Source organism: Chitinophaga sp. CF418 (assembly GCF_900142925.1).
In the GTDB taxonomy this organism is placed as follows: Bacteria; Bacteroidota; Bacteroidia; order Chitinophagales; family Chitinophagaceae; genus Chitinophaga.
Genome location: NZ_FRCN01000015.1, coordinates 59,030 through 72,762, shown reverse-complemented (window position 1 = coordinate 72,762; position 13,733 = coordinate 59,030). Strand labels below are relative to the sequence as shown.

The 13,733-nt window shown below is 47.7% G+C and carries 10 protein-coding genes; 3 read left to right on the top strand and 7 right to left on the bottom strand.

Annotated features, from left to right (window positions below; genetic code table 11):
- Positions 1-83: 83 nt before the first annotated feature.
- The 5 genes from sucD to F3I09_RS28035 form a co-directional block, all read right to left on the bottom strand.
- On the bottom strand, positions 84-965 hold the full coding sequence (sucD, locus tag F3I09_RS28055) for a succinate--CoA ligase subunit alpha (RefSeq protein WP_149698378.1): 882 nt from the start codon (positions 963-965) through the stop codon (positions 84-86).
- Between the two features lie 64 nt (positions 966-1,029).
- Entirely contained in the window at positions 1,030-1,833 is an 804-nt protein-coding gene (locus tag F3I09_RS28050; RefSeq protein ID WP_149698377.1) for an ABC transporter ATP-binding protein, read from the bottom strand.
- A 77-nt stretch (positions 1,834-1,910) separates the two neighbouring features.
- Entirely contained in the window at positions 1,911-2,654 is a 744-nt protein-coding gene (locus F3I09_RS28045; protein WP_149698376.1) for an ABC transporter permease, read from the bottom strand.
- Between the two features lie 56 nt (positions 2,655-2,710).
- Entirely contained in the window at positions 2,711-3,742 is a 1,032-nt protein-coding gene (locus F3I09_RS28040; RefSeq protein WP_149698375.1) for a hypothetical protein, read from the bottom strand.
- A 110-nt stretch (positions 3,743-3,852) separates the two neighbouring features.
- Positions 3,853-6,135: an NADP-dependent malic enzyme gene (locus F3I09_RS28035; protein ID WP_149698374.1), complete on the bottom strand. Its 2,283-nt coding sequence runs from the start codon at positions 6,133-6,135 to the stop codon at positions 3,853-3,855.
- A 121-nt stretch (positions 6,136-6,256) separates the two neighbouring features.
- Between F3I09_RS28035 and F3I09_RS28030 the strand changes: the two genes are divergently transcribed.
- Complete coding sequence (locus F3I09_RS28030) at positions 6,257-6,697, top strand: DUF4293 domain-containing protein (RefSeq protein ID WP_149698373.1); 441 nt, start codon at positions 6,257-6,259, stop codon at positions 6,695-6,697.
- A gap of 110 nt (positions 6,698-6,807) precedes the next feature.
- Here the strand turns inward: F3I09_RS28030 and uvrA are convergent, their stop codons facing one another.
- On the bottom strand, positions 6,808-9,624 hold the full coding sequence (gene uvrA / locus F3I09_RS28025; RefSeq protein WP_223233415.1) for an excinuclease ABC subunit UvrA: 2,817 nt from the start codon (positions 9,622-9,624) through the stop codon (positions 6,808-6,810).
- Between the two features lie 311 nt (positions 9,625-9,935).
- On the opposite strand from uvrA, the gene F3I09_RS28020 reads away from it, so the two are divergent.
- Complete coding sequence (locus F3I09_RS28020; RefSeq protein WP_170117377.1) at positions 9,936-10,517, top strand: sigma-70 family RNA polymerase sigma factor; 582 nt, start codon at positions 9,936-9,938, stop codon at positions 10,515-10,517.
- A 272-nt stretch (positions 10,518-10,789) separates the two neighbouring features.
- On the opposite strand, the gene F3I09_RS28015 is transcribed toward F3I09_RS28020, so the two are convergent.
- The gene (locus F3I09_RS28015) at positions 10,790-11,992 is read right to left on the bottom strand and encodes an acetyl-CoA C-acyltransferase (RefSeq protein WP_149698372.1); all 1,203 of its coding nucleotides are present in this window, start codon (positions 11,990-11,992) and stop codon (positions 10,790-10,792) included.
- Positions 11,993-12,677: 685 nt separating this feature from the next.
- On the opposite strand from F3I09_RS28015, the gene rlmN reads away from it, so the two are divergent.
- Complete coding sequence (rlmN, locus tag F3I09_RS28010; protein WP_149698371.1) at positions 12,678-13,721, top strand: 23S rRNA (adenine(2503)-C(2))-methyltransferase RlmN; 1,044 nt, start codon at positions 12,678-12,680, stop codon at positions 13,719-13,721.
- Positions 13,722-13,733 lie beyond the last annotated feature (12 nt).

The following is a 13,733-nucleotide window of genomic DNA, read 5'->3' as shown; positions in this document are numbered from 1 at the left end:
AACAAAATAACTTCGGGGACAAAAAAAATCCTCCCGACGGCTTCACCCGCGGGAGGATAATATATTACATAACTTTCTGATTATTATGCTTTCACAGTTTTCAGCACCTCTGCCATTGTCTTACCAATGTTAGCAGGGCTTGCTACTACGTGAACACCACATTCCGCCATGATCTTCATCTTGGCAGCTGCGGTATCGTCAGCACCACCGATGATAGCACCGGCATGGCCCATACGACGGCCCGGAGGAGCTGTCTGACCTGCGATGAAACCAACTACAGGTTTGGTACCATGTTCTTTGATCCATTTTGCAGCCTCAGCCTCCATGCTACCACCAATCTCACCGATCATGATGATACCCACAGTTTCAGGATCGTTCATCAGCAGTTCAACCGCATCTTTGGTAGGGGTACCAATGATTGGGTCACCACCGATACCGATAGCAGTAGAAACACCCAAACCAGCCTTAACTACCTGATCTGCAGCCTCGTATGTTAAAGTACCGGATTTAGATACGATACCAATGTTACCTTTCTTGAAAATGAAACCCGGCATGATGCCTACTTTAGCTTCTTCAGCAGTGATTACACCAGGACAGTTAGGTCCGATCAGACGGCTCTTACGGCCAACCAGGAAGTTTTTAGCCCTGATCATATCCTGAACGGGAATGCCCTCAGTGATACATACGATCAGTTCAATACCGGCTTCAGCAGCTTCCATGATAGCGTCTGCAGCGAATCCTGGTGGAACGAAAATGATAGAAACATCAGCGCCGGTAGCTTTTACAGCATCATCTACTGTATTGAAAACCGGGCGATCCAGGTGCTTGGTGCCGCCTTTCCCCGGCGTAACGCCGCCTACTACCTGCGTGCCATATTCTATCATCTGTGTGGCATGGAATGTGCCTTCTGTACCGGTAAAGCCCTGTACAATCACTTTGCTATGCTTATTAACTAAAACACTCATCGCGCTTGGTTTATTGTTTTATAATGATATCGGCAAAATTAAAGTCCTAATCCCAAATTCCAAATCAATCTTTTTTGAGCTGATTCCGCCAGTTCTGATCCTGGAACATTTCCATCTGCCTCATTTCTTTCGCCTCCCGTAGGAACTCGGACGCGAAGATAAAGTCATTCAGCTTCTCATCTTTACTGAAAACGATGTCTTTACTACTTCCTTCCCACTGCTTACGCCCCTGGTACATATATACAATATGATCCCCGCTTTCCATTACGGTGTTCATATCATGCGTATTGATCACAGTGGTGATATTATACTCCAGTGTTAATTCTTTGATTAGCTTATCTATCAGCAGGGAAGTCTGGGGGTCCAGACCAGAATTGGGCTCATCACAGAACAGGTATTTGGGATTTAACACGATAGCACGGGCTATTCCTACTCTCTTTTTCATGCCCCCGCTGATCTCAGCCGGGTACTTTTTTGCCGCCTCCTTTAAATTTACCCTTTCCAGGCACTCCATCACACGGGTCTTCTTTTCCCTCAGCGTACCTCTTCCGAACATGTCCAGCGGGAACATTACATTCTGCTCGACCGTCATACTGTCAAACAGGGCCGATCCCTGGAAAAGCATACCTATCTGCTGGCGGATCTCCTTCTTCTCGTGATCATTCATCCCTGTAAAGTCCTTTCCGTCGTACAACACCTTACCGGCATCCACCGGCATCAATCCTACCATACATTTCATCATCACCGTCTTTCCGCTGCCACTGGTACCGATGATCAGGTTCACTTTCCCGGTCTCCATGACTGCAGATACATCCGGCAGAATGATCTTATCTCCAAAGCCTTTCTTAATATTAACCAATTCAATCATAAACAATTACGAATTATGAATCCGGGGCTACCAAACCGGGACTACTCCCTTCCTGTTCTCTGTAGCAGATGGATTACTTATAACAATAGCGCCGCCAGCAGGTAATCCATGAATAATATCAGCACGCAAGTTACCACCACAGCGCTGGTGCTTGCTTTACCGATCTCTAAAGCGCCGCCCTCCACATTATATCCATAATAGGAAGGTACGCTGGCAATAATGAAGGCAAATACGAACGATTTGAACAGCGCAAAAAAGATATTATACGCCTTGAATTCCTGTCTGAGTCCCTGCCAGTATTGATCCGAAGATAAAATACCTCCCAGTTCACCTGCTTTTTCTCCTCCCCAGATACCCAGGAAGCCGGCAATAGAGATCAGACAAGGTATCATGATCAATGCTGCCAGTATTTTGGGCAGGATCAGGTACCCTTTTGTATTGATACCCATGATCTCCTGTGCATCTATCTGCTCAGATACACGCATATTACCCAGTTCTGATGCTATCTTGGAACCTACTACACCTGCCAGTACAATACAGGTCAGTGTAGGCGCAAATTCAAGAATAATGGTATCCCTCACCACCTGTGCAATAGTAGATTTGGGAATGAGTGGGCTTACCAGCTGATAAGCGATCTGCAGGGTGGTCACCCCTCCCATGAACAGCGAAATGATAAATACAATGCCAAACGATCCGATACCTATATCCACACACTGCCGCATAAACTCCCGCCAGAACATTTTCATGTTTTCCGGGCGGGAAAACATGCCTTTAAGCATAAGCAGGTAGCTTCCGAAATGATGAAAGAATCTAAACTCCATAACTGGCCAAAGATAGCGAAAAATAGTCGGGACTACATAGCCCGGACGCTATCCACTCATTTCAGACTTCTTACCAGCAACCGCTTCAGACTGCGTTCAATGATCTCACCCATTGTTTTACAACGGGAAAAGGCAGGATCATCATAATATTCTGCCAGCTCGTGACCCAGCTGAGAAACTTTTTCCGGGAAAGATACCTGGTCTGTCATGATCACATCCCTGAGATCTTTTATGCGGTGCCGCTGCGTCTTGATCCTACGGGCTATCACAGAACGCTCCTCCTGCTGATACTGCTTCACCACTTCTGCATTCAGGTGTTTCATGGCCAGTTCCACAAAGACCCGGTTCTCTTTGAAGAACTGCGGCATATAGAGCGTCCGTTTGCCTTCATAGAACTGCTGATCAAAGTCGATGGCACGTATACGGAACTGTACATCGTCAAAGTCCTGGGTAATGTCAAAAACGAAGTTATAGGAACGCATGTCTCCCAGTAAACGCACAAAACAACGTTCATTGAATTTGACAAACTCCTTGGCTATACGTTTAGGATTGAACTCGGGCCTATCCAGGTAGTGAAGTATGAACTGATCGCCCGGCACACCGGCAATATGCTCTTCTACCAGCGTATTGCCATCGATCATGAAGTTGATCCAATAGGGAGATAATATATGTTCCAGCTCCAAACCGTAAATACGGGAGGCATCTGCTATCTTAACATAAAAGTAATCGTACACGTCATTGTACGTATTCCGGATCCTGATCCGGAAAGGATGGGAATTGCCGAAGGTACAGTAATCAATACGTTCCACTTCCAGGTGCTCTTCTGCTGTCTGATCTCCACCTGCCTTCAGGATGGAATAGATCCGCTTCAAGCCCGCCTGCAACTGGTGGTACATGCTCTGCGGATAGAATACGGATTCCCATAAAGTATCCTTACCATCTTTATCATACACCGGAATACTGTTGTCGAAATAACGCAACTCCTCATAAGATACGGGTAACTTCACCTCTCTCTCATACATTTTGAGGTATCCCCTGAATGCAGGGTTCAGCGGGAAAAAAGCCTTCTTCTTGGATATCTGCTGCATACCCAAATATCAATCAAAAAAATCAGGAATTAAGCATCCGGGATTCAATACTGCGGTGATTACCACTGTATCAGATCCCGGATACTCAATTCCTGATCACTTATTTTTTATTATTTCCCTTCGCAGCACTTGTGCTGAGCATCCACCACGGCAATATTCACCATGTTCACAATAGAACGTACGGTGCTGCCCAGCTGGAGGATGTGCACAGGTTTCTTCATACCCAGCAGCACCGGCCCGATAGCATCGAAGCCCGCTACTTCCTGGAGAAGGTTATATGCAATATTACCTGCTGCAAGGTTAGGGAAGATCAGGGTGTTTACTTCCTGTCCCAGCAATTCACTGAAAGGATAGCTATCCTTCAGGATTTCCTGGTTGAAGGCCATGGCAGCCTGGATCTCACCGTCCACTATCAGGGTAGGATCTTTCTGTTTTACGATATCACGCGCCTTGCTTACCAGCTGCGCTTCAGGAGTTGGACTGGATCCGAAGTTCGAGTAAGACACCATCGCAATACGTGGCGTGATGTTGAACTGCCGTACTTCATTGGCCACCAGCATGGTGATCTCTGCCAGTTCTTCCGCTGTGGGATTGAAGTTCACGGTAGTATCTCCCAGGAACAGGGGCCCACGTTTGGTATTGATGATATACATACCGGCCACACGTTTGGCATTCGCCTCAGTACCGATTACCTGTAATGCCGGACGGATAGTATCAGGATAATTACGTGTCAGACCGGAGATCAGCGCATCCGCCTCTCCTGTTTCCACCATCATACAACCGAAGTAGTTACGCTCACGCATCACCTTCTTCGCTTCATACTGATTGAAACCTTTACGCTGGCGTTTTTTGAAGAAAAGCTCTCCGAACAGGTGACGTTTATCGTGCATCTCATCGCTCTTAGGATCGATGATCACGGTATCTTCCAGCTCAATACCATTTTCAGCAGCCAGGTTACGGATACGCAGTTCATTACCCAACAGGATCGGGTAAGCAATACCTTCTTCCCTCACCACCTGTGATGCCTTCAACACTTTCAGGTTATCTGCTTCCGCAAATACCACCTTGCGCGGATCCTGACGGGCTTTGGTACCAATTACGCGGAACAGCTGGTTATCCAGTCCCAGGCGTTTATTCAGTACTTCTACATATGTCTCCCAGTCGGTAATAGGGTGCTGGGCTACGCCGCTGTCCATCGCAGCACGGGCTACCGCCGGCGCTACATGGCTGAGCAAGCGGGGATCCAATGGTTTTGGAATAATATATCTTGGACCAAAGAAGAGGTTCTTTTCATTGTAAGCCAGGTTCACGATATCCGGCACAGATTCCTTGGCCAGTTCTGCCAGAGCGTGTACAGCCGCCAGCTTCATCTCTTCGTTGATCTGGGTAGCGCGTACATCCAGTGCTCCGCGGAAGATGTAAGGGAAACCCAATACATTGTTCACCTGGTTAGGATGATCGGAACGGCCGGTGGCCATAATCACATCCGGACGGGAAGCAATGGCCAGATCATAGGCGATCTCCGGATCAGGATTCGCCATCGCAAATACGATCGGGTTCTTTGCCATGCTTTTGATCATATTGGGCGTTACCACATTCCCGACGGATAATCCTACAAATACGTCAGCGTCTTTCAACGCTTCGGCCAGCTCGGTCACCTTGGATTTGGTGGCAAACTGCTTATGCATCTCTGACAGGTTAGGGCGGGAAATATTGATCACACCATCCTTGTCAAACATGGTGATATTCTCCCGTTTGGCGCCCAGCGCCACATACAGCTTTACGCAAGCCATAGCCGCCGCTCCGGCGCCATTCACTACTATATTAACCTTTTCGATCTTCTTTTTTACCAGTTCCAGGGCATTCAGCAAGGCCGCGCTGGAGATGATCGCCGTACCATGCTGGTCGTCGTGCATGATGGGGATCTTCAATTCTTTCTTCAGGCGTTCTTCGATCTCGAAACACTCCGGACTTTTAATGTCTTCCAGGTTGATGCCACCGAAGGTCGGCTCCATTGCTTTCACAACCTGTACAAATTCGTCCACATTCTTCGTATTCAGCTCAATATCAAACACATCGATATCTGCAAATATCTTGAACAATACCGCTTTCCCCTCCATTACAGGTTTACCTGCTTCAGGGCCGATATCACCCAGGCCAAGAACTGCTGTACCGTTACTGATCACCGCTACGAGGTTGCCCTTGGCGGTATATTTGTACACATTCTCTACGTCTTTGTGGATTTCCTTACATGGTTCAGCTACTCCGGGAGAGTACGCCAATGAAAGGTCCCATTGTGTCTTAGTGTTCTTTGTAGGTATTACTTCGATTTTCCCAGGCCGCCCCAATGCATGATAGTCTAATGCATCCTGCTTATTCTGTTTTCTTGCCATTTCAATAAAAGATTGTTCTTGGGCGTGCAATATACGAAGTATTAAAAGAACAGGAAGTAGCACAAAAGAGTAGGTTCACAATATTTACTTATTTTTACCACGATTAATCTCCCTGACAAACATGATACAACGCATTCAAAGTCTTTATCTTCTATTAGCCGCAGCGGCCGGTATAGGCACCTGGTTCATGAATATCTGGAAAGCTACTCTAACCGACGGAACCCTGAGTTATTTCAAAGCCCAGTCCAGCTTCGTTGTATTTGTAGTTTATATGCTGATCGTGGCACTGGCGCTCTTTTGCATCTTCCTGTTCAAAAACCGCAAGCTGCAGTTCCGGCTAACCGTATTAAATATTTTCCTGGCGATTGCATCCATTGCGCTGCAGTATTTTGAAGTACTGAATACAGCCAATAAGCTGCAGGAAGGAGGTCGACATATTTCTGATGCATCCTATTTGCCTGGCGCCTTTCTGCCAATATTGATCCTGATCTTCCTCTTTCTGGCCGCAAGAGGCATTTATAAAGATGAGAAGCTGATCAAGTCCCTGGACAGACTCAGATAATAAATCCCCATAAACTGATTAAATAAAAAATAGGCTGTCCGCCAAAAGCGAACAGCCTATTTTTTATTTAATACTTCTTCCTTCTTTATGCTTCTTAATGAAGTAAGGACTTAAAGATATTGACCGGTATAACTTTCCTTCACGTTTTTCAGTCCCTCCGGTAATCCCGCATACAACAGCTGTCCACCGCCGGCGCCGCCTTCAGGCCCCAGGTCTATCACCCAGTCAGCACTACGGATCACGTCAATGTTATGTTCAATGACCAGCACGGTATGTCCCTGATCGATAAGGGCATTGAAAGAGGTCAGTAACTTCTTGATATCATGGAAATGCAGACCGGTAGTCGGTTCGTCAAAGATGAACAGGATATGCCCCTGTGCTTTTCCTTTACCCAGGAAGGAAGCCAGTTTCACACGCTGTGCCTCACCACCGCTCAGGGTATCGCTGCTTTGTCCCAGTTTCACATAACCCAGTCCCACATCGCTCAATGGACGGATCTTATTACAGACATCCTTCTCATCCTTAAAGAATTCCAGTGATTCCTCCACGCTCATTTCCAGCACATCGTAGATGTTCTTGCTTTTATAGGTAACTTCCAGTACTTCATCCTTGAAACGTTTACCGCCACAACTTTCACACAGCAGGTGCACATCTGCCAGGAACTGCATTTCAACAATCACTTCCCCTTCTCCTTTACAAGCGTCACAACGGCCACCATCTACGTTGAAGGAGAAATGTTTGGGCTGGAAACCACGCATCTTGCTCAGCGGCTGCTTTGCATACAGGTCACGGATCTCATCATATGCCTTGATGTAAGTAACTGGGTTAGAACGGGATGATTTACCGATCGGGTTCTGGTCTACCATTTCGATCTGGGTGATATCATCCACCGCACCTTTCAGGGCACGATGTTGTCCCACACGTTCTGCAAACTCTCCCTTCAGCTTCATGAGGGCAGGGTACAGTATCTGTTTTACCAGTGTAGTCTTTCCTGAACCGCTCACGCCGCTTACCACGGTCAGTACCTGTAAGGGGAAGTCTACATCAATGTTCTTCAGATTATGCTGACGGCAACCTTCCAGGCTAATGGCCTTTTTCCACTTACGGGTGTGAGCAGGCGGCTCTATGCGGAGCTGTCCGCTCAGGTATTTTCCTGTCAGGCTTTTGGTATCTTTTAATATCTGCTGATAATTACCGGCAAAGATCACTTCACCTCCCAGGTGACTGGCCAACGGTCCCATATCGATGATATAGTCCGCCTCTTCCATCATCATCTCATCATGTTCCACAACCACAACAGTGTTACCCAGATCACGCAGTTCTTTCAGTACGCCGATCAGACGATGTGTGTCACGCGCATGCAAACCGATGCTCGGTTCATCCAGGATATACATCGAATTGGTCAGATTACTACCCAGCGAGCGGGTCAGCTGTATACGCTGGCTTTCTCCACCACTCAGTGTATTGGCCACACGGTTCAGTGTCAGGTAACCCAGACCTACATCCAGTAAGGTCTTCAGACGGTGATCAATTTCCACCAGGATCCTTTTCGCTACCTGCTGATCGTATTCACTCAGCTCCAGTTTCTTGAACCATTCATTGAGATTACTGATCGGCATATCCACCAGGTCGGCCACGTTAACGCCACCCACCTTGATGTACAACGCTTCTTTCCTCAAGCGGCCACCACCACACTCATGGCAGGTAGTACGGCCACGATAGCGGGATTGCAGTACACGGTATTGCACCTTGTAGAGGTTCTGCTCCACCATCTTAAAGAACTCATTCAGTCCGTAGAAATGCTCGTTACCTGTCCACAGCAACTGGTATTGCTCTTCTGTAAGGTCAACTATCGGCTTATGGATCGGGAAATTGAACTTCCTGGCGGCTTTGATCAGCGCTTCCTTGTATTCGCCCATTTTCTCTCCTCTCCAGGGAGCGATGGCGTTTTCATATACACTCAGGCGTTTATCAGGGATCACCAGGTCGGCATCAATACCCAGCACCTGTCCGAAGCCTTCACAAACAGGACAGGCCCCATAAGGGTTATTGAAGGAGAACAGGTTGGGAACCGGCTCTTCGAACTGCAGGCCATCCAGCTCGAAACGGTTGGAGAAGTGTTTCAATTCTCCGCCATCCACTTCTACCAGGCAGTCGCCCTCACTCTCGTAAAACGCTGTCTGCACACTGTCCGCAATACGGTGCAGGTCGTCTTCCTCAAACGCTTTCGCTACCAGACGGTCTACCAGCAGGTATGCCTCCTTAGGTAAAGAAGGCTTTTTCTCGTCCAGCAGTTCCTCGATGCGCAACAGGGTACCGGCGCCCTTCTCTTTCACATACAGGCGGGAGAAGCCTTTCTGCATCAGGATCTGTAATTCCTCTTTCACCTCACGTTTGGCATGACGGCGGAAGGTGACCAACAGTTGTATCTTAGCGCCGGAGGGCAGTTTCTTGATAAAGTCCACCACGTCGCTCACCTCGTGCTTTTTCACCAGCTGACCGGAAATGGGGGAATATGTTTTGCCGACACGGGCAAAGAGCAGGCGGAGATAATCGTATACTTCTGTCATGGAGCCCACGGTAGAACGAGGCGTACGGGTGATCACCTTCTGTTCGATGGCAATGGCCGGGCAGATGCCCTTGATATAATCGACATCAGGTTTGTTCATCCTCATGAGGAACTGGCGGGCGTAAGAGCTGAGACTTTCCGCATAACGGCGTTGTCCTTCAGCATACAACGTGTCCATCGTCAGTGAAGACTTGCCGGAACCGGATACTCCCGTCACGACTACCAGCTTGCTTCGGGGGATACCTACGCTCACATTTTTGAGATTATGAACGCGAGCACCTTTAATGAAAATCTGATCTTGTGTACTAACTGACTGATCGTCAATTATAGTTTCCGTTTTCTTCACTTTAGTTGCCATAATGGATGCAAAAATACCGAAAGTAAACCAATCCGGGGCAATTCCATTCTACCTGAACGTGTTATATACTAAGCGGCAAACGTACAACCATACGTCAATACAACGGATTGCAGTCTATCTTAAAATTGCACGAATGAGGGATTGTTTTATTGAACTATTACATTATATTTGCATTAGATGAGAGAACTGAAGGCCACTTCAGATTCTATTTTACTAAACTAAAAACTACCTATTATAGCATAAACTCTACACATTTTCCTACGACTGTCACAAGTCCTATTTTTATTATAAACCCGCTATTGTAGAAGTTTATGCAAATAATGTACAAACTAAGTGATGAGCAACTGATTACTCTTTTCAAAAAGGGTCACGCTTCCGCATTGGAAGAATTAGTGCACAGGCACAAAGATAAGCTCTATACCTCTATCGTATTACTTGTGAAAGACGCATTCCTGGCTGAAGATATTTTCCAGGATACCTTTATAAAGATTATCGATACCATTAGAGCTGAACGCTATACTGAGAAAGGAAAGTTCCTCCCCTGGGCCATGCGTATTGCGCATAACCTGTGTGTGGACCACTTCCGTAAGATCAAGCGTACGCCTATCATCAAGACCAGTGACGATAAAGACATTTTCAACGTACTGAATTTCAGCGAAAGCAGTGCGGAAGACAAAATGATCACAGCACAAAGCCACGACCGCGTAAGAAGGATGCTGGATATGCTGCCGGAAGAACAACGGGAAGTGATCATTCTCCGCCACTATGCTGATTTGAGCTTTAAAGAGATAGCAGACCTCACCCAGGTGAGTATCAATACCGCATTAGGCCGTATGAGATATGGCCTGATCAATCTCCGGAAGATGATGACGGAGAAGCAGATTTGTTTGTAATCCTTTTTTTGCTTGCCATCAACGGGCGGCCGGGAGACTCCGACCGCCCGTTCTTAATTCCCCAGGGTTGCACCCTGGGCTACTAACACACAGCTCCCGGCGGAGCTGACCTGTGTGACTTTTCCTCCAGGTTTTCAACCTGATCCTACAAACACACAGCCCACCAGGGCGGGCTGAAATGCAGTACCCCTTTCTCCAGCGTTTCAACCTTGATATGGTATAAAACCTGTGTCAGGCAGGCCACGGTACTCCTACAGAAAATATTCCTGAATTTATTTCAGATGCTCGTAGATCATCGCTGCGCCCTGTCCTACTCCCACACACATCGTCGTCAAGCCGTATTTCGCTTCCGGCCGGCGCTGGAACTCGTGCAACAGTGTTGCCGCTATCCTCGCGCCCGTACATCCCAGGGGATGCCCGATCGCAATAGAACCGCCATTCACATTGACCTTCTCAATATCCAGTCCCAGGTCGCGGATGCATGCCAGCGACTGCACAGCAAACGCTTCATTCAGCTCAATCAAATCAAGCTGTCCTACCGTTAGCCCCGCACGGCGGAGGGCTTTCTGCGTAGCCGGCACCGGACCTATCCCCATGATGGACGGATCTACTCCTGCTACCGCCATGGCTTTGATCTGCATCAGCGGTTTGAGATTATACTGTTTCAGGGCCTGTTCAGACACTACCAGCACCACAGAAGCGCCATCGTTGATACCAGCTGAATTACCTGCAGTAACACTACCATCTTTTGCAAAAGCGGGTCTCAACCCGGCCAGTTTCTCCAGTGAAGTCTCTCTTGGCGGCTCATCGTCAGTGATGATCACCTGTCCCTGTTTATTAGGTGTAACAGGTACCGGGATGATTTCTGCAGTCCATTTCCCTGCTGCATATGCCTGTTTGTATTTCAGTTGACTCTGATAAGCAAACAGGTCCTGTTCCTCCCTGCTGATATTCCATTGACGGGCCACGTTTTCGGCAGTTTCGCCCATGGAATAGGGATAATACATTTCCGCCAGTTTGCTATTGGTAAAACGCCACCCAATGGTAGAATCATACATTTCTGTTTTCCGGCTGAAGGCACCGTCAGCCTTCGGCATTACCAATGGCGCACGGGTCATGCTTTCCACACCTCCCGCCAGGAATACATCCCCATCCCCACACATAATCGCCCTGGCAGCATCCATAATGGCCTGCATACCGGAGGCACAGAGGCGGTTCACGGTATTGCCGGGTACAGTTACCGGCAAACCAGCCAGTAAGGCAGCCATCCTGGCCACATCCCGGTTATCTTCCCCGGCCTGGTTGGTAGCTCCTGCTATTACATCCTCTATACCGGCAGGATCGAGGCCTGGATTACGTTCAAGGATTGATTTTATGAGAAGGGCCAGCATATCGTCAGGCCTTACGGAGCTGAGTACCCCGCCATAACGACCTATCGGGGTGCGCACCGCATCTACTATATAGGCAGCTTGCATTGCTTTTGTGGATTGCTTTGGTTAATAAAGGGTGTAAATGTAGGGTAAAGCGTGGTAATACCAATGCAGGCCCCTCGTCTCCCCGCAATAAAGCGCTCATTCGCTTGAGATATACTTGAGATATACTGGAGATCGGGTGGAAGCTATAGCTATAGGCGCTCTACTATAGCTTTATAGGCACTGTTCTATAGCCGAGGCTATACAAAAGCTATTGTAAAGCAGGCCCAGAGCACCTATAGGCTATAGTCTCCATCGAATATCAAGCGAAGTCGGACCGGATTCGAACCGAACTGGAGACAGGAGAATCTGAATTCCAGGAAGACACAACCTGCATTATTATTCGGTTTAGTCCCGTACAAGCTTCGTTTCTCCTATGTCCATCTTACGTTCATCCTAGGTCTTTGAACGTAAGATGAACGTAAGTTGGACATAGGAGAAACGAAGCTTGTACCTGTCTGTATCGAAACCAGGCAATACTTTGATACCAACCCAGTCATTATTCCTGATCATACTACTGAGAGAACAAGGAGAGAACTAGCAGAGTTAAAGCAGAGAAGAAGCAGTATTGAAGATCACCACAAATGTGTCATCAGTACATTATTATGGTCGTGCGTTAAAATACCGTACCTTTGCAGCTTACTACCGACTGCCGTAAGGCAGACATTATCTCATTTAAAGGTCAGGAATGAAATCGGGCAAAACAAATATCCGGCACCTCAGCTTGCCGGAATTACAGGAATACTTTGGGTCAATAGAGGAAAAACCCTTCCGCGCCAAACAGGTGTATGAATGGTTGTGGCTGAAACACGCCGGCAGCTTTGAAGCTATGACCAACATTTCCAAGGACTTACGCAATAAATTACAAGAACACTTCACACTTCCCGCTATTCAGGTGGATACCACCCAGCACAGCAATGACGGCACTATCAAGAGCCGCTTCCGCCTGCATGACGGACATCTGGTAGAAGGCGTACTGATCCCTACAGATACCAGGCAAACCGCCTGCGTTTCCTCCCAGGTAGGCTGCAGCCTGAGCTGCAAATTCTGCGCTACGGGCTATATGGACCGTAAGCGTAACCTGGATTATGACGAAATATATGACGAAGTGGCCCTGCTGAACCAGCAGGCAATGGAAGCCTATGGCAAGAAACTCAGTAATATCGTGTACATGGGAATGGGTGAACCCCTCCTGAACTACAAGAACGTATTACAATCCATTGAACGCATTACTTCTCCTGACGGACTGGGCATGTCCCCAAGACGTATCACGGTATCTACCGCAGGAGTGGCCAAAATGATCCGCCAACTGGGAGATGATAAGGTGAAATTCAATCTGGCGTTGTCCCTGCACGCTGCCAACGACGAGAAACGCAGCCAGATCATGCCTATCAATGATACCAATAACCTGAAGGTATTGATTGAGGCCCTGAACTACTTTTATAAAGCTACGCAGAACCAGATATCATTTGAATATATCCTCTTTAAGGATTTTAATGACTCCTTCAAGGATGCCGATGAGCTGATCCGTATATACCGCCAGGTACCGGCAGATCTGGTCAACATTATTGAATATAATCCAATCTCCAACGCCCGCTTCATGAAACCGGATGAGGACGTTGCCGAGGCATTCATGGAATACCTGACTAAACACAAGGTAAATGCACGCCTGAGGCGCAGCCGCGGTAAAGACATTGATGCCGCCTGCGGACAATTGGCCAATAAAGGTTGATCAGCTACCTGC

Coding starts and splice junctions, on each gene's coding strand:
- uvrA (WP_223233415.1), bottom strand. CDS start 9,624: ATGGCAACTAAAGTGAAGAAAACGGAAACTATAATTGACGATCAGTCA.
- F3I09_RS28050 (WP_149698377.1), bottom strand. CDS start 1,833: ATGATTGAATTGGTTAATATTAAGAAAGGCTTTGGAGATAAGATCATT.
- sucD (WP_149698378.1), bottom strand. CDS start 965: ATGAGTGTTTTAGTTAATAAGCATAGCAAAGTGATTGTACAGGGCTTT.
- rlmN (WP_149698371.1), top strand. CDS start 12,678: ATGAAATCGGGCAAAACAAATATCCGGCACCTCAGCTTGCCGGAATTA.
- F3I09_RS28020 (WP_170117377.1), top strand. CDS start 9,936: ATGCAAATAATGTACAAACTAAGTGATGAGCAACTGATTACTCTTTTC.
- F3I09_RS28015 (WP_149698372.1), bottom strand. CDS start 11,992: ATGCAAGCTGCCTATATAGTAGATGCGGTGCGCACCCCGATAGGTCGT.
- F3I09_RS28035 (WP_149698374.1), bottom strand. CDS start 6,135: ATGGCAAGAAAACAGAATAAGCAGGATGCATTAGACTATCATGCATTG.
- F3I09_RS28040 (WP_149698375.1), bottom strand. CDS start 3,742: ATGCAGCAGATATCCAAGAAGAAGGCTTTTTTCCCGCTGAACCCTGCA.
- F3I09_RS28030 (WP_149698373.1), top strand. CDS start 6,257: ATGATACAACGCATTCAAAGTCTTTATCTTCTATTAGCCGCAGCGGCC.
- F3I09_RS28045 (WP_149698376.1), bottom strand. CDS start 2,654: ATGGAGTTTAGATTCTTTCATCATTTCGGAAGCTACCTGCTTATGCTT.